The 15,827-nt window shown below is 45.2% G+C and carries 15 protein-coding genes; 3 read left to right on the top strand and 12 right to left on the bottom strand.

The features are described from left to right. The first annotated feature begins 27 nt into the window (after positions 1 to 27). A complete protein-coding gene (locus ASG93_RS00885) occupies positions 28 to 1,068 on the top strand; it encodes a hypothetical protein (protein WP_056827900.1) in 1,041 nt (346 codons plus the stop codon). On the opposite strand, the gene ASG93_RS00880 is transcribed toward ASG93_RS00885, so the two are convergent. The 5 genes from ASG93_RS00880 to ASG93_RS00860 are packed head-to-tail and all read right to left on the bottom strand — an operon-like array spanning position 1,000 to position 7,471. Next, entirely contained in the window at positions 1,000 to 1,437 is a 438-nt protein-coding gene (locus ASG93_RS00880) for a hypothetical protein (RefSeq protein WP_056827898.1), read from the bottom strand. The two genes, ASG93_RS00885 and ASG93_RS00880, sit on opposite strands and share 69 nt — an antisense overlap. Before the next feature lie 32 nt (positions 1,438 to 1,469). Next, positions 1,470 to 1,748 carry a hypothetical protein gene (locus ASG93_RS00875; protein WP_056827896.1) on the bottom strand — a complete coding sequence of 93 codons (279 nt, stop codon included), beginning with the start codon at positions 1,746 to 1,748 and terminating at the stop codon, positions 1,470 to 1,472. 26 nt (positions 1,749 to 1,774) lie between these two features. Next, a complete protein-coding gene (locus tag ASG93_RS00870) occupies positions 1,775 to 5,008 on the bottom strand; it encodes an AAA family ATPase (protein WP_056827894.1) in 3,234 nt (1,077 codons plus the stop codon). Continuing rightward, positions 5,005 to 6,282: a metallophosphoesterase family protein gene (locus ASG93_RS00865; RefSeq protein WP_056827891.1), complete on the bottom strand. Its 1,278-nt coding sequence runs from the start codon at positions 6,280 to 6,282 to the stop codon at positions 5,005 to 5,007. The genes ASG93_RS00870 and ASG93_RS00865 overlap by 4 nt, the downstream gene beginning before the upstream one ends. 19 nt (positions 6,283 to 6,301) lie before the next feature. Next, on the bottom strand, positions 6,302 to 7,471 hold the full coding sequence (locus tag ASG93_RS00860) for a glycosyltransferase family 4 protein (protein ID WP_056827889.1): 1,170 nt from the start codon (positions 7,469 to 7,471) through the stop codon (positions 6,302 to 6,304). 172 nt (positions 7,472 to 7,643) lie between these two features. Here ASG93_RS00860 and ASG93_RS00855 point away from each other — a divergent pair, with 172 nt between their 5' ends. Then, complete coding sequence (locus ASG93_RS00855) at positions 7,644 to 8,780, top strand: GGDEF domain-containing protein (protein WP_056827887.1); 1,137 nt, start codon at positions 7,644 to 7,646, stop codon at positions 8,778 to 8,780. A gap of 716 nt (positions 8,781 to 9,496) precedes the next feature. Here the strand turns inward: ASG93_RS00855 and ASG93_RS00850 are convergent. Beyond that, entirely contained in the window at positions 9,497 to 9,850 is a 354-nt protein-coding gene (locus ASG93_RS00850; protein ID WP_056827885.1) for a DUF1304 domain-containing protein, read from the bottom strand. Positions 9,851 to 10,091: 241 nt separating this feature from the next. Here ASG93_RS00850 and ASG93_RS00845 point away from each other — a divergent pair, with 241 nt between their 5' ends. After that, complete coding sequence (locus tag ASG93_RS00845; RefSeq protein ID WP_056827883.1) at positions 10,092 to 11,033, top strand: aldo/keto reductase family protein; 942 nt, start codon at positions 10,092 to 10,094, stop codon at positions 11,031 to 11,033. Between the two features lie 1,128 nt (positions 11,034 to 12,161). Here the strand turns inward: ASG93_RS00845 and ASG93_RS36110 are convergent. The 6 genes from ASG93_RS36110 to ASG93_RS00825 form a co-directional block, all read right to left on the bottom strand. Next, a complete protein-coding gene (locus ASG93_RS36110; RefSeq protein WP_235550722.1) occupies positions 12,162 to 12,230 on the bottom strand; it encodes a putative holin-like toxin in 69 nt (22 codons plus the stop codon). Between the two features lie 796 nt (positions 12,231 to 13,026). Beyond that, on the bottom strand, positions 13,027 to 13,122 hold the full coding sequence (locus tag ASG93_RS36900) for a putative holin-like toxin (protein ID WP_321166662.1): 96 nt from the start codon (positions 13,120 to 13,122) through the stop codon (positions 13,027 to 13,029). Between the two features lie 512 nt (positions 13,123 to 13,634). Continuing rightward, positions 13,635 to 13,964: a low molecular weight protein tyrosine phosphatase family protein gene (locus ASG93_RS36100; protein ID WP_056827880.1), complete on the bottom strand. Its 330-nt coding sequence runs from the start codon at positions 13,962 to 13,964 to the stop codon at positions 13,635 to 13,637. 277 nt (positions 13,965 to 14,241) lie between these two features. Continuing rightward, entirely contained in the window at positions 14,242 to 14,601 is a 360-nt protein-coding gene (locus tag ASG93_RS00830) for a DinB family protein (protein WP_056827878.1), read from the bottom strand. A gap of 184 nt (positions 14,602 to 14,785) precedes the next feature. After that, a complete protein-coding gene (locus tag ASG93_RS34730) occupies positions 14,786 to 14,962 on the bottom strand; it encodes a hypothetical protein (protein ID WP_156410749.1) in 177 nt (58 codons plus the stop codon). Between the two features lie 359 nt (positions 14,963 to 15,321). Beyond that, the gene (locus ASG93_RS00825; RefSeq protein WP_056827876.1) at positions 15,322 to 15,747 is read right to left on the bottom strand and encodes an NUDIX hydrolase; all 426 of its coding nucleotides are present in this window, start codon (positions 15,745 to 15,747) and stop codon (positions 15,322 to 15,324) included. Positions 15,748 to 15,827: the final 80 nt, after the last annotated feature.

The following is a 15,827-nucleotide window of genomic DNA, read 5'->3' as shown; positions in this document are numbered from 1 at the left end:
ATCAAACGAAAGAAAGCGGGGCAATCTATGCGAACAGGTTCACAGATCGTCCGTGTTGCCTTTACCTACATTGGAACGGTTGTTGGAGCAGGGTTCGCTTCGGGACAGGAGATCCTGCAGTTTTTCACACGTTACGGCTGGTTAGCATCGTTGACGATTGCTTTATCCAGCATCCTTTTCATCTGGATTGGCATTAAACTCATGCTAATGGCTCATGATCTGAGGGCGGCATCGTATGAGGATTTGAATCGGGCCATTTTTGGTCAAAAAATCGGTAACGCCATTAGCTTGTTTATGATGCTCGTCCTTTTTGGGATTACAACCGTCATGCTCGCCGGGGGCGGAACCGTATTTGAGGAACAGCTGCACCTCTCTTACCAAACAGGACTCTTCGTGACCTTAGTACTCGCCTATTTCGTATTGTCCCGCGGAATTGGCGCTATTATGACAGTAAATTCAATCGTAGTTCCCATCATGCTGCTCTTCAGCCTGGTCATTGTTGTTTACACGTGGCATTCGCCAGCTTCAGGTAACTGGCTGCGCATTACAAGTGATGATCCCTTAGAAAAAATATGGTTCGCACCTTTCCTCTATACCGCCTTTAACTTAGCGATGGCCCAAGCCGTGCTCGTACCCATGGGAGCATCCATTCGCGATCGATCCGTTCTATACTGGGGCGGACTGCTCGGCGGTGCAGGCATTGGTCTGCTTCTGTTATCTGCACATTACGCACTCTCCGCACAAATGCCAGGTATCGCACAATTCGAGATCCCAATGGGAAATATTATTACCCGACTAGGGACCGTACCTCAAGTTGCTTATTTGCTCGTTATATACGGTGAAATTTTCACAACCTTTATTGCTGACGCCTACGGCTTGTCCCAGCAGCTTCAGCAGCGCATGAAACTAAACCCTAAGGTTATTTTGATTAGTATCCTAATTCTTAGCTATCTGATCAGTCAAATTGGTTTCAAAATATTGCTTTCCGCCTTGTATCCCTTATTTGGCTTTATCAGTGTGGTCTGGCTCATTCTGATGATCTGGCGTAACCGTAAGCGTGCGATGTAAGGCTCCTGACTGAATAAAACCAAGTACGACAACCAATCGTACAAACAAAAGAAGCATGCCCATAGCACAAATAATGATTCCTGTGAGCAGGTAGGAGAAATGGAAATTAGCAATAACCGTTTGGTCTCGCCAAACAGCAAATAGCTCGGCTAACAATAGTAAAAGACCGATGATAAATAATAAGATGACCGCGTAATCAATGGCCGTCCATCTGGAAAAGTATTTAACAGCAATTTCAACCAGACCTGCTGGTTTGGGTGCTGCCGCCTGCTGCTTCCAAAGCTGATGAACCATCCAGGCTGTATAGATGGCAACCCCTGTTACAAAAAGGCCCAGCAATCCACCTATGATGGCTAAAAGCATGTTCATAAAGCCGCCCCCCTTAATCAATCCTTATTGTGCTAGCCATGACGCAAGCCATAAATGAGAATAAGCGTTAATAGGAAACAGAAGACGGGAAGCGAATAAAGTAAGGGGAGAAGCAGCCAACTTGGAAGACTCATGGCTGGAAGCCAAAACAGCTGCAGACGCTTTTCTCCAACATGACTCTCATCTTCCATGGATAATTCGAAGGCTAAAGCTTCCGATGCTCCTTCATTCCATTCGATCTTCCCCTTCTTCCATCCGACCTGATAGGTAATTTCCCGATGCTCTTTCTTCTTATCGTTTCCTGATTCCACTTTCGATTCCTCCATTGCTAACGCTTCTACAAACGAATTAAGTGATTTCCGGGAATAACTCTCGCTGCCGCATCTCGCACATGACCGTGACAGGTAAAGAGCAGCACTTGATGCCTGCTGCTTAAGTCTGCAAGAACGCGCAGACAGCTTTCCATCCGTTCCTCATCGAAATTGACGAGTATATCGTCCATCACCAGCGGTAAAATAGCCTTGCCAGCATACTCCTGGGCGAGTGCAAAGCGCATGGATAAGTAGAGCTGCTCTGCTGTTCCTCGACTAAGCTGACTCGTATCAAGCGACTCTCCATTCGCTCTTATGGCTGCTAAACGCTGCTCCCCGAATGGCGCTTTGACATGGGTGAAGGCACCGTTCGTCATCTTCGCAAAGTAATCCGATGCTCGCAGAAGCACGCCGGGCTGCCGTTCATGCTCATAAATATCACGAGCTTTCTTCATCAGCAGTGAAGCGAAGGAAGCCACAGCGTATTGATCTACTTGCTGCCGAATGGTCGCTCGATAAGCTTCAGCTTGAAGAAGATGATCCGCATGTTCCGCCCCTTGCTCCAGCTTCTCAATTTGCCCCGCTAGCTTGCCAACAACCTCTCGAAGTTCATTCGTTTCCTGAGCAGTATCGGTAATTTGACCTTGAATAGATGCCATTTGAAGCGCGATATCCTCTTCTCCATGGGTTTCCAAAAGCTCGGTGTAACTGGCAAGTAAGGAGCGGCTTAGTAACGTTTCGAGCGAGGATTCCAGCAATGCTTGTTCTTCCGTCAGCTTCCTGCGTTCTTCCTGCTCTCTCTGATGAATACGCAGTTCTTCACCGTCACAGGCAGAGGCTTCCTGTAAAAGTTGTTCCAACCTTGTCCGTGTACGCTGCTCGTTGGTCTGCAGAAGCTGCAGCTCTTGCTCGGTTTCCGAATAAAGCTGCTCGCCATGCTTCTTCTCCGCAAGCAGCTTTACCTGTTCTTGCTCCTGTTCTTTCCACCGCTTGAGCGCGAATACGGGTTCTTGACGTACCGCTGGTGAAAACCGAAGGAGTGAACCTACTGTTTTGTCGTAGTGATCGATACTCGATACTAAAGTCTCAAGCTTGGACTCGATCTTATGAAGCTGACGAAGACTTTCCTGCCCCTGCTCAATCGTCTGGATGGTTTCTAGCAAGGCATCTGCGGATAACCGCATACTTAGTCCTAACGATTGCAGTAAGTGGCTCCAATCCGACTGCAGCTGTTCTGACTCCATGACAAGCTGCTCGAAATATCCGCATCGCTGAACTTCTTGCTGCTGAAGAGATTGCAGCATCTCTTTCGTATCCTGCAGCTTCTCTAGTTTACGCAGCAGCTCGCTGCGTTGCTGCTTATTTTGCTCAGCTTCCCGCATCCAAGCATCCAGTTGAGGCTGGAGCATCTCAAGAGGCATTGATGCGGAACTTGCCGGCTTCAAAGAATCGATAGTAGATGCTGCCGCAGCTTCAACATAGCCCGATTGCTGCTGGGAAAAAGGTTGAATTTGTTCTTGCAGGCGGCGCTCCAGCAAGCGAAGTTCTTCGCTCACACTTTCATCCCTGATCGGGGATGAAGTCATCGCACGGGAAGAGCGGTTCTCTTTCGCCTCACGATCGGAAACTAGCATATAGAGTGCAGTACCAGCAAAAAAAAGTAAGGCGCAGTTAGCCGCAACCCAACTGCTCTGCCATAACAGCAATAATGGCGTCAAGACGGCCAATAGGCCGGTTATCACTATGAATCGTTGACGAAGTCTCCGTGAGGCTATTTTGCCTGCTTTCGCTGCTTCTTCCAGACTAAGCTGGAACTGATTTTCCACAGCATCGCGTTCTTTTTGATGTGCAAGCTCTCTGATAAGCAGCTGCCAGCGCGCATAATCTCTCGCTATTTGGTGCAAGGCGGAAGATGGGTCTGCTCCTCCCCAACCGGGAGAGGCTGAACCATCGGTTCTTACCCCGCTTTTATGTAAATCGGATTCCAAGCTCCTTGCCGTGTCTTGGACACGGATGACCTGCTGCTGCAAGCTCTCCAGCTCTGTTCTGACGCGCAGCTCACTTTCCTTGCACTTATGAAACCGTTCTTTGTAAGACCGTACCTGTTCACGCAGCGAAATCGTTACCGAGAAAGAGGCTAACTCTGTCTCCTCCCAGTGAACATCTATTTGTTTAAGCAGCCTGTCTACCTGTGCGCGTTGGTGCTCCTGCTCCACACGCAATTGATCTACGCTGCGTTTATTCTCTTCATACGTGGCTGCTTGCTCCAGCCAATGATTCAGCTCGATCTGATGTTCGAGCAGATCAGGCTGGATTTGGATGGCGCTAAGCTGATTCTCCACGCTCATCTGCCGCAGCAAGAGCCGCGCGCGCTCCGCATGGACGCGCTCCAGCTCTGCCTCGAGCGCGTCCAGCCTCGCCGAGGCATGCTCGGGGAAGCCTGTCAGCGCGGGCAGCGCCGCAAGCTCCTGGCCGATCTGACGCAAGCGGATCCATCCGCTGCGCGCCTTGCCGGCCAGACCAAGCCTGTGCAGCTCCGCGCGCAGCGACTCCTGCTGCCCCTCCAGGGCAGCAATGCGCTCCTCCGCGGAGCGGCGCTCCGCCAGCAGCCGATCGTAGTCGGCTGCCGGGTCCCGGCTGCGGCGCAGCGACTGCTCCAGACCCTCAAGCTCCTTCAGGAGACGGTTCATCTCCTGATTGCGCCCGCGGGGTCTGTACAGGCCGTCGGCCTGCGCCGTCAGCTTGCGCTCGGCCTCCATGATGGCCGAGCCGCTCACACCAAGCCCAGCGCTATACAGATAGCCGCTGAGCTCGTCCGTCTGCAGCGTGCGAAGCTCCTGCAGCTCGGTTAAACCGAAGGCGAACAAGCTGCGGAAGAGGTCGGCCGATAGGCCGCCCAGCAGCGTGTTCAGCAGATCTTCGCCCCCGATGGTGCCACACCCAAGGGTAACCTTAACGAGCCCCGCAGAGGCTCGTCTGCCGCCGGCGGAGGGCGCATCATAGCGCTCGACGCGAATGAGCTGACCCTGCTCATCGAGCAGGGTTAGCGCGCCTCCATGGGCGCCGCCGCCCAGCGGCTCGTATCGTTCCAACCGGCTCTGACGAGTCGGGAAGCCGAACAGCACCGCGCGGACGAAGCCCATGAGCGTGCTCTTGCCCGCTTCGTTGGCGCCATAGAACAGCACCAGCGGGCTGTCCGTATCAAGCTGCCGCTCGCGCAGGCTGCCGAAGCCTTGAACCTGCATGGATACGATTCTCATCCATGTCCCCCCCCATCCGCTGACAACAGGTCCGCGGCTAATTCTTGTGCGGCGCGCAGCCACTCACGCAGCCGTTCTGGCTCCGCTGCAGCCGGATCACCGGCTGCTTGCGGCAAGCTCTGCAGCGCGGTCAGTGCCTCGCTTGCAAACAAGGCCAGCGCTTCGTCGTCGCCTTGCAGCGCAGCCGAATACCGCAGGAGGTCGCCTAGGAAGCTCTTCTCCTGCTGCAAGGCCTCGAGGTCGAGCTCACTTGCCGTTCGGTCCTCGATCGATTCCACCCAGACGAAGCAGCTCCGCTCATCTTCGTCCTCACGCAGCTCGGCGGTCAGCTCCTGCAGCGCCCGCCCTTTGCGCAGCAAGGCATGCACCGCGCTGCGCCCTTCCAGAACAAGTCGGACGACGGCGTCTCTGCCGTCCGCCTCTGCCCGAATCCGCTCGAGCTGCTCCCCGAGCCGGTCTTTCAATTCCTGCTCTGTCTGTATGCCTGCCGCAGACAGCCGCTCTTGGAACCAACGAACCTGATCCAACGCATGGAAGGTGAGCTCAGCTCGTCCAACTTCAGACATTTCGACGATATAACACCCGCGTGGTCCTGTTTCCCGAATGCTTCGTCCCTGCAGGTTCCCCGGGTAAACGATCGCCGGCTGCTGATGAAGCACATTCCTCGTATGTACATGGCCTAACGCCCAGTAGTTCATACCCGCTTCAAGCAAATCCTGCTTGCTGCAAGGGGCATAATTATCATGACCGGTATCACCGTCGACATTCGTATGAAGCAGGCCGATCTGACAGACGTTTTCTTGGCCCGCTCTAAATTTGACCGCTAAATTATCCGTTACCGCCGAATTTCGATACGAAATGCCATGAATCTGGGCAATGATGCCGCGATTCGGCTTTTCCACGTTAATCGTCTCCACTTGATCGCACGCAAAAAAATGGACTGCTGCCGGCCAATCCAGTTTCGCGGCACGTCCATCCTCCGGGTCATGATTACCATGAATAATGTAAGTAGGAATTCCCTGCTCCGCTAATTGCTCCAATGCTTTCTGGAAGCGAATTTGAGCGCGCAAGGAACGATCGGATACATCATAAACATCCCCACTAATGAGTACAAAATCTACCTGCTCTTGTATCGCTAAAGCCACGAGTTCCTTGAGCGCTTCAAACGTCGATTCCCGTATTCGCTCACGAACCCGTTCAGGCAGCGCCGACATGCCTTTGAACGGACTGTCCAGATGCAGATCGGCGGCATGCATAAACCGCAGTCGTTTCATCGCTCTAACGCCTTCCTATTCAGCTTTTTGGTTCATTCTCACTCTCATCTTTATCCGAATGATCGATAACTTGATAGCTTTCATACACACTTTTCAGCTGCCGAAGCACTCGGTTCAATGAATAGGTTTTCTTCGCCTTCTCCCAGGCCGTTCGTGCTAAATTGTAGCGGAAGGTTGGGTCAATGACGACTTTTTCCAAAGCATGGCTAAGCGCCATCGCATCACCAACCGGCACAAGCAAGCCGTTATGTCCATGTTCGATTTGCTCAGCAATCCCGCCGACATCGGTTCCGATCAGTGCTAACCAGCACAGAGCTGCTTCCGCAAATACAGACCCGAATGCCTCTGCGCGCGATGGCAGAACAAATACATCAAAGAAAGGCATAAACTCTTCTGGATGCAGCATATAGCCATAAAAAATCGTATCTTCATAAATATTATGCTGAATCGCAAGCTTCTCCAGCTCTTCTCGGCTTGGTCCATCGCCTATAATATGTAAAACAAAGGGATGACCGCGTTTTTTCAGCTCCCCGCAAGCAATCAGCAGCGTATCGAGCCCTTTGGCAGGCACTAAACGGCAAACGGTTATGAACTGAGTAACTGGATTTTCATGTGAAATCGGACGAAAACGCTTTTCGTCAAAACCATTTGGAATCACACCAATCCGTTCACTATCCTGCACATATTCCGCCATATATTGCTTGAACGAGTTAGAAACCGTGATGATCTGATCGACTCTTGCTTCAAGCTCCCCGTAAATTTGAGTTAGAAATTGATGCTCCAAGCCATTCTCTTGAATGCGTCCATTCAAAATAAGCTCTCTCTCAAAACTGGAGTGAATGGTCAAGATGACGGGTGTTTCCGGATAAATCTGCTTCATGGCAAGTGCCGCAATCGGATGATGGGCATGAATGATATCATATTTCTTGGAAATTCTCAGCTTCGTCCACCAAACATAATCCTTGTACGTCTGAATGTATTTATCAACGATCGGGTTTCCGGCATACTTCCGCCAATCAAAAGTGACGAACTCCACTTCCTCAGACCCCTTGCCCCGAATCCGCTTAGGTAGCGAAAATAATTCCATTTCCCAGCCTTTTTTATTAAATCGGTCCAAAATATAGGGAACCATGGATGACACCCCGCCCGGCTGTTCCGGGGGGAAAAACAATGCTTGCAATATGTTCATTGCATGAGCCCCTCTCCCAAATCCTTGAGCTTACCTTCTTATTGTAACTTGTGTGCGCCGAATAGAAAAGAGAACACCTTCGAGCCTTTACAATCGATTCTATCCCTCTCTCGCATTTTGCTTTATAATAGAGTCACTACATGTCGAAAAACAGGATTTTTTGGAGGAAAGTATGCACGTTGTTGATCTGCTTTTCGGTGAATTAGCTTCATTATTATCGAATGCCATTATCGTTGTCATTGTTGCCCTTATGTTCGTGATCTCTCTTCGATTATTTCTAGACCGTCGCAAAAAAGGCTACATGTCGATGACCATTTCACTAGTTATTGTAGGCATTCATTACCTTTTACAATTATATTTATCACTCAGCTCAATCAATACAAGTTTAACCGCCTACATGCTGCTAATGCTTAAAATAATATCCTTCATCCTTATTAATATGGGGATCTATCAATTATACAATCGCACGAATCGTAAACAGTACATATTCTTTTATGGCTTAATGATAATGGGTTTTGTCGTTTCTGTCCTTCATTTCAGTGTGCCAAATATGTATAGCGGGACGCATGAGCAAGTTAGATTGCTTCAGGATATTGGTCTCGAGCTCTATGTTTTTGTACTTATCTTTCTTTGTTTCTACACGATCCCGCCGTATATTGGCCAACAGGCCAAATATCAAATGGCACTGACGGTTTACTTTTTCATTCAATCTGTCCACCTTGTAAATGCCTATATGTATGGAAACGCTCAACCTTGGTTGTCATTTGCAGTCAATATCTTACCGGTTATTTATTATTTTTTATTGTTTATGCTGCTCTTTGAACGTGTCGTAGAGCTTATGCAAGCCATTTATAATTCATCCATCACGGACGGCCTTACACGTCTTTATAATCGCAAATTTTTCTATAACCGTGTTTCACAATATGTTGGACGGCATTTGCCTGTGTACATTTTATTTAGCGACATTGATAACTTCAAGAAGTTAAATGATACCCAAGGTCATCAGATGGGAGACGATGTGCTCAAGCAAGTTGCGCTGATTATGAAAGAAGAAGCCGAAGAGTGCGGCATAGCCGGCCGATACGGTGGAGAAGAGATGGTCGTCATGGTGACGGATCCTAGTGTCAAAATGGATGCGTTCGCAGAACGCGTTCGCAGTCGAATTGAGAAGGAAACGATTGTAACTGCAAGCATCGGCTACAGTAAGTACAAGAATGGCCTAAGCGCCGAAGAGCTTATCAAGCAGGCTGATGAAGCCATGTATAGAGCAAAAACGAGCGGCAAGAATAAGGTAGTCAGGTATGCCTAATGTCATGACTCCACCGCAACTTTCACAAGCGAACTGTGGGGGAACTGTGGCATCTCCTGAATCCATCCGATCTTAATTCTGCACAATCTTATGCGGTATATTTAAACAAGTCAAACAAACTTCACTGTCTGCCGTCCAGCCCTACCTGCAAAACGTACAACTTATTTTAGAGGATTTGCCGTTTTCAAGGTGTTTACCTGTAAAACCTGCATCTCATTTGCTCGAAAAGCGCCAACAGCGAATAAAGTGTTCGATTTAGATGTATCTTTTGCAGGACATCCCCTATCATTCTACTTTTTGTATGTTTTATCATGTATGAAATGCATTTAATTTCATCCGCTAACAGAAAGTAGTTGCTTACGGAATACTGTGGCTTGTTCTATTTGTTTTTTTCAGGTAATTATTGTTGCACTTTACTTTATGCAACATCTCTAGGGAGATAAGCGGGATTTTGGCAGAAATTGTTGTACTTTTTGCAATATGTAGCTAAACATCATAAACATTGTGTAATCTTCAACTACCCAAAACCCCTAACACATTACCAGATTGGTGCAAGCAGAGCCCAGATTCTGGATACGCGATGCATGTGTTAGAGAATTCATTTTAAATAAGGGAAGTCCCGAGTGCTACTCGGGACTTCCCTTATTTATTATCTTGCGAGAAAACCTAACTATGTAAGTCTGTGAATGACTGTTTACTTATGTCGTGTAGTGATCTTACAGAAGGACAAAAAGAAGAGCAATGACCGCAGGCAAACCCTGTACCAGCAAAATCGACTTTTTCGCTGTTGCCCCACCATACAAGGCAGCAATAATGACACAGATTAAGAAGAAAATCTCAATGGAACGACCTACGGATGCATCTGGATGAACGAGTCCCCAAACAAGACCAGCCGCAAGAAATCCATTGTATAAACCTTGATTAGCAGCAAGAGATTTGGTTTCCTGGGCTTGTTCCTTCGTCAGGCCGAAGGCTTTCAAACCGCGAGGTGTCGTCCATAAAAACATTTCCAATATTAGAATGTAGATATGCTCTATGGCTACGATGCCAACAAATAAAGAAGCTAACATGAATACCCCCTCCTTTCAACGTCATTTTACTTGAAAAGCTGTATTTTGGCTACAGAACTGGTTATCTTGATCTCACTTCATCTCCCTTACTTTCACGAATTCGTATCTACTTACCTCAAAGTAAGCGTCGCACCTCCAGGTAACTTAATCACCTATATGTCAGTTCTTACATTAACCTGAGAATGTCTTTATAATATAGATAGTTAGTATGATCCCATATTGCAGTAGGAGGTTAACAATCATGCAATATCGCAAACTCGGTAACAGCGGTCTCAAAGTTAGTGAAATCAGTCTTGGCAGTTGGCTCACATACGGTGGTTATGTCGGGGAAGACCCTGCCGTTCGTTCAATTGAACAAGCTTATGATTTGGGTGTTAATTTCTTTGATACAGCTAACGTATATGAACGCGGTGAAGCAGAAAAAGTGATGGGCAAAGCACTCTCTTCCTATCCACGGGAATCTTATGTCCTAGCTACAAAAGTGTTTAATACGATGGGCGATGGTCCTAACGATCGCGGATTATCCCGCAAGCATATTAAAGAACAGGCCGAAGCCAGTTTACGCCGACTGAATGCGGATTACATTGATATTTACTATTGCCACCGCTATGACCGCGAAACTCCGCTAGAAGAAACTTTGCGTGCATTGGACGATCTGGTCACACAAGGTAAGGTACTTTACATCGGTGTCAGCGAATGGACGCCAGCTCAGATTGTCGATGCCTATGCCATTGCAGACAAGCTTCTGTTAGATAAGCTCATTGTCAATCAACCGATCTACAACCTTTTCAATCGTTACATCGAAAAAGAAATTATCCCACTTGGCGAGGCTAAGGGATTCGGTCAGGTTGTCTTTTCGCCGCTTGCGCAGGGGCTTCTTACAGGCAAATATCGTCCAGGCCAACCCATCGCAGCCGATAGCCGAGCAAGCAGTAAGAATTGGAGCGATAAGCAATTAAACGAAGCTTCTTTGAATAAAGTGGCACAATTATCTGGAATTGCCGATGAACTTGGCATTAAGGTCTCTCAGCTGGCCATTGCTTGGATTCTTAGACAAAACAATGTGGCAAGTGCCCTTGTTGGCGCTAGCCGACCTGAGCAAGTCGTCGAAAACTGCGCAGCTAGCGGCATCCACTTGACGGAAGACGTGTTACAAAAGGTGGAAGACATCCTTCAAGGATGAGGAGTACCCCAATAGCTTGATGAAAATCCCTTACTTCGTGAGGGGTTTTTCTATGTTTTCTTGACCAAACGATCCGGAATGGATAAGATAATTTTCGAAATAACCCGCCAAAGCCTATATGACACCTATGGTACAAAAGGGAATTTGCGGGCTTTTGCCCAACATTTGAATCACGAACGATACTCGCTGACTCAAGTTGCAAAGTTAACCTCGGACCCAGAAGTCTTGGACGATATCGCTGAATTACCCTCTCAACACTTGGATTATAATGCAGTAGTTAATGACGCTTCATTTTATTTTACACATTCCAGACCGTTCGATCTAAAAAAAGTAAATGGATGTCATTTCATTCTTTTGGTAATTTTGGATTATTTCAGCACTTGATTACACGATTACATGACCTATGCAGTTCAATCCATTCCCTGGTGAAAGGCCGTGAATAACGTGAAGATATAGCTTTAACTGACTAGTTGCTTAGACGTTGATCACATCATCTGGAATTCTCCCATTCATTTCGAGCAGCATTTTCTTCGGAATCACTAAAAAAGGTTGTAACTACGGTAGGTTTCGTTTTAATCGTGCTTTTTAATGGAAATATCCAGGTTTTGGTACAAATATTCCATTTAAATCATATGCAACGGACACCAGGGACCTTGATTTGCTAATTAATCGCTGTTTCTCGATTCTTACGGACTCAGTGGACCTTATTTCATAATATTCCATCCAATTGGACGCCATTACAGGCGAATAAGAGCTACTGTGTCCGTTAGAAAACGATTTGCTCCTAACATTCACGAATAAAGGCTTCTGTGTCCGTTGGGGTAAAGCCTAAGCACCTCAGAAACTAAGAATGCCCCTACAGATCATGGATACCGATCTTCCAGTGGCAATGATTATATCATGAGGATTTTGATATATTGGGTTTTCTGATAATGTTGTTGTGTTCGCGACGCCTCACCCTTAAGGACCGTAGGTCCAGGCGCGATGCGCTTAGGTGGTGCAGGTGGGTCTTCTGAATCCGATTCCTCGAAATACTTTCAAGAGCCCTATATTAGCCTTTTATTCGTCTTTATCATTTTTTTATGGAAAAGAAAACCCACCTTCGGCTGCTAATCTTCGGGTGGGTTTTTACTTTCTCCTGCTGTTATTACCGATGTATGTTAAAAGAGCAATAATAAACATTCCAAAAAGGAACATGACCGTTATAGCATCCTTTACTTCCATGGCTCCAGGTCCGGCCGCGACTTATCTATAAAGTACTAAAGATCATTATTAATCCAATTGTTATTCCAACATGAAATATTGTTTCATTACTGAATAATAAATTTATTAAATTATTTTTCAGTTCTTCCTTCTTCTCTATAAGAAGGTACAGTAAATGACCAAAAATTAAACTTGATGAAAGTGAAAGAGTTAAAAATTGATATGAATCTATACAGTCTAGTAAGTAATTACATAGCAAAATAATGAATGAAAATACAAATCCAAACATGTAATAATTTAATCTTGAAAAGAATTTTTTTTTCATTGTTTCCCCTTTGTTAATAATAATAATTATACCGGTTTTCACATAACACTGTTGTGTTCCCGACATCTCACCGACTTAAGTCCCGTAGGGGCGGCCGCGACGCGGTCAGTCGGTGAGGTGTATCTGCTGAATATGCTTCCTCGAAATCCCTCTGGCAGACCAAGGTTCCGTAGGAGCAGCAGTGGGAACACGGTGTCATGTGATGGGGATGTCTTCTCAAACTCTTTCCATATTCTCTATTCTTCTTTTCAATTTTCGTTAGTTTTTTATCAGTCATTCGATTCATTTCTATTCCAAAATCAAGTTCAGATCATTATTGAAGCAATTATTTAAGTGTGTTATCATATTATTAATAAAGACCAAGTGCTGTAACACTTGGTCAGTACAATTGGCTTGGATGGTATATTCCCTTCAAGTTTAAGGAAACGAAAACCCACCTTCGGCAGCTAATCTTCGGGTGGTTTTTTACTTTCTCTTGTTGTTTAGGTTAATGTATGTTAAAAGAGCAATAATAAACATTCCAAAAAGGAACATGATCGTCATAGCATCCTTTACTTCCATGGCTTCACCTCCTTTCGAAGGGGAACCATGCCCACCCAAGATTCAATTGTATTTATATTTTACCTTTATTCCCCTTCACGCACAAGCGTTCTTATTCGCTTGTGCTTTGGTTATTTATAAGGGTTAAATTGATTTTTTTATAGCTCTGCATCCCTTTCATATAACGTTATTGTTTTCCCGAACCCGAGAACCTTAAGGCACTTAGTGCCAGCCGCGACGCGGTTAGGTTCGCAGAGGTTTATATGTTTTTAAAAATGGGTTTAATAAATTTCTTATAACGTTGTTGTGTTCCCGACGCCTCACCGACTTAAAGCCCGAAGGGCTGGCCGCGATGCGGTTAGTCGGTGCAGGTGTGTCTGCTGAATATGCTTCCCCGAAATTCCTCTTGCAGACCAAGGCTCTGTAGGAGCCGTAGTGGGAAAACGGAGTTATAAGATGTCGGGGGCTTCTTGGATTGCTTACAAAATGCTCTACAATTTCACTGATATATTTCATTGTTCATTGTCTAATCCTTAATCAGGAACTTCAATATATTCAGATACTCTTGATTTCAAGATTTCTATTAGTTCTTCATCCATAAATTGATAATCGTCCGGTATATCCAAACAGATTAATTGTTTATTTATTAACTTGTTTGAAAAATTTTCTTTAAGCCTTCTCGTATGTTTCTTCTCCATCACAAAAATCATATCCGACCAACCAATATGTCCTTCAGTAACTTTAATCCTTGCGTTTTCTTCTGTTCCTGCAGATCTAACTTCATAACCGTTGTATCCATGAAAAATCTTCTCAGCTGTTAAACTGCGCCATTTATTGCGGCTACAGATAAAAAGTAATTTAATGTCTTATCACCTGCCTTTAAATTTTTTTTGGTTTGATAAATGCACTTTAATAATGGGTTCCCCCGATTTCTTATAACGTTGTTGCATTCACAAACCCTCACCACCTTAAGGCACATAGTGCCGGCCACGATGCGGTTAGGTGCTGCAGGGTTATCTGCCTGATTAAACTTCCCTGAAATGCCTCCGGCAGACCAAGGGGCTTAAGCCCCGCAATATGAATTATCTGATGCTACTCGACTTCCTTGAATATTCTATATTCTTCTTTCACGCTATACATTTAAATGATGTGTCTCTTAGCATGTTGGCATAAAAAATAAACATATTGATAGACATCAATCTTTCCTAGATCATTTACTGTCATTGTTGTCTTATATAAAATTCCTTCACCATTTTTTATTTCAAAAAGTATATCTTTGCATTCATTAATTTCTCTTTCCAATAATGATTTAACTCTTATTAAATCCATCTCACCCTTCGGTTCCATATGCTCTGGCCTTTTCCACTTAAAAGAATTATGTTTTGAAACTTCCTCAAGATCTCCTAAATTATATTGATATCCTTCTAGCGCACTATTTAGATTGACTTTATTTGAAAGTTCTATTGATTTCTTTTTTCCTTTTCGAATTAGAATAAGCAAAAAAAAGGCTTAAAGGAGCGTCAGCGACTAGGTGGCTCTGCCACTTTACCTTGCAGGGTTGTCTGCCTGAATCCTCTTCCTCGAAATGCCTCGGGCAGACTAAGAGCCGTAAGACTCGCAGCGTGAATACTGTGTGTTAAGTGAAGTTACCTCCTTCTTCGAATTAGTTGCTATAATATTCACTTTAATCTTCTTTAGATTTTAAAACTATTACTCCACCTACTACTAAAGTGGTAACTATTAAAGACACTATATAGATAATGACATCGCTGTCGTGAGGTTGATGCAATAAGTCATAGAAATAAAAAAATTCAATAATTAAAATTATTATCCAAATACCTAATTGCCTTCTTAATCTCATTGCTTTGTCTCCATTTCTATTTTCTACAACGCGGGTCGAATGGATTTAGTCAATGCATACTGTCTAATAGCTTTTGAAATTCTGAGCAAAAAAATTCGATCACTGCTACTCTGGCATGCAATCATTAAATACATTTAAGGTGTATTATTGGAATCGTATTGCGGTAATTTCACTTAACGTTGTTCTATTCACGAACCCTCACTGGCTTAAGGCGCGTTAGCACCGGGTCCGAAGGACTTAACCAGTGCAGGGTTGTCTGCTGATTTCACTCCCTCGAAATCCCCGGGCAGACCAAGGAGCTGTAGGCTCCGTAGCGTAAATATGGTGTTAGATGATGCCTGCGACTTCTTGAGATATCCTCAAATATTCTTCTCATCATTAAACTCAACACAAAAAGGATGCATTTCAGGTCTTAAACAGTACTCAATTCTTTGTCTGAAATCTTTCCATTCAACTTTTTTTAGTGCTTCTTCTATCGGAAAGTAGCCTGACTCCAAGCTTTCTGAAGTTTGTATTAATTCTCCACCTATTGGCTTCGCTAAAAATAGGGTGTTACAAATTGAATTTCCTACGTTCTGAAATATTCCGCAGAATTTTATAATTTCTATGTCTATTCCTGATTCTTCTTTTGTTTCTCTTATTGCAGCATGACTTAAGGACTCTCCTACTTCTACTTGACCACCAGGCATCTCCCAGCCTCTTCTTGGTCCTTTGATAAGTAATAATTCGTTTTTTTCATTTATTACAATTGCAGCTGCCGAAACGATATGTTTGGGTGGATTCATCGCTTTACTCCTTAATAAGATTTTTTATGTATTTATGATCCAAGGTATTCTCGTCTTTAAATGCTTGCTCTCCACAGGTT

It is taken from the genome of Paenibacillus sp. Soil787, from assembly GCF_001429545.1.
Classification (GTDB): Bacteria; Bacillota; Bacilli; order Paenibacillales; family NBRC-103111; genus Paenibacillus_E.
This window is presented reverse-complemented; position numbering and strand designations above follow the sequence as displayed.

Excerpts from the sequence above, each read along its gene's own strand:
- ASG93_RS00885 (WP_056827900.1), top strand. The coding sequence starts at position 28 with ATGCGAACAGGTTCACAGATCGTCCGTGTTGCCTTTACCTACATTGGA.
- ASG93_RS00880 (WP_056827898.1), bottom strand. The coding sequence starts at position 1,437 with ATGAACATGCTTTTAGCCATCATAGGTGGATTGCTGGGCCTTTTTGTA.
- ASG93_RS00870 (WP_056827894.1), bottom strand. The coding sequence starts at position 5,008 with ATGAGAATCGTATCCATGCAGGTTCAAGGCTTCGGCAGCCTGCGCGAG.
- ASG93_RS00865 (WP_056827891.1), bottom strand. The coding sequence starts at position 6,282 with ATGAAACGACTGCGGTTTATGCATGCCGCCGATCTGCATCTGGACAGT.
- ASG93_RS00860 (WP_056827889.1), bottom strand. The coding sequence starts at position 7,471 with ATGAACATATTGCAAGCATTGTTTTTCCCCCCGGAACAGCCGGGCGGG.
- ASG93_RS00855 (WP_056827887.1), top strand. The coding sequence starts at position 7,644 with ATGCACGTTGTTGATCTGCTTTTCGGTGAATTAGCTTCATTATTATCG.
- ASG93_RS00850 (WP_056827885.1), bottom strand. The coding sequence starts at position 9,850 with ATGTTAGCTTCTTTATTTGTTGGCATCGTAGCCATAGAGCATATCTAC.
- ASG93_RS00845 (WP_056827883.1), top strand. The coding sequence starts at position 10,092 with ATGCAATATCGCAAACTCGGTAACAGCGGTCTCAAAGTTAGTGAAATC.
- ASG93_RS36900 (WP_321166662.1), bottom strand. The coding sequence starts at position 13,122 with ATGGAAGTAAAGGATGCTATGACGATCATGTTCCTTTTTGGAATGTTT.
- ASG93_RS34730 (WP_156410749.1), bottom strand. The coding sequence starts at position 14,962 with ATGAGATTAAGAAGGCAATTAGGTATTTGGATAATAATTTTAATTATT.
- ASG93_RS00825 (WP_056827876.1), bottom strand. The coding sequence starts at position 15,747 with ATGAATCCACCCAAACATATCGTTTCGGCAGCTGCAATTGTAATAAAT.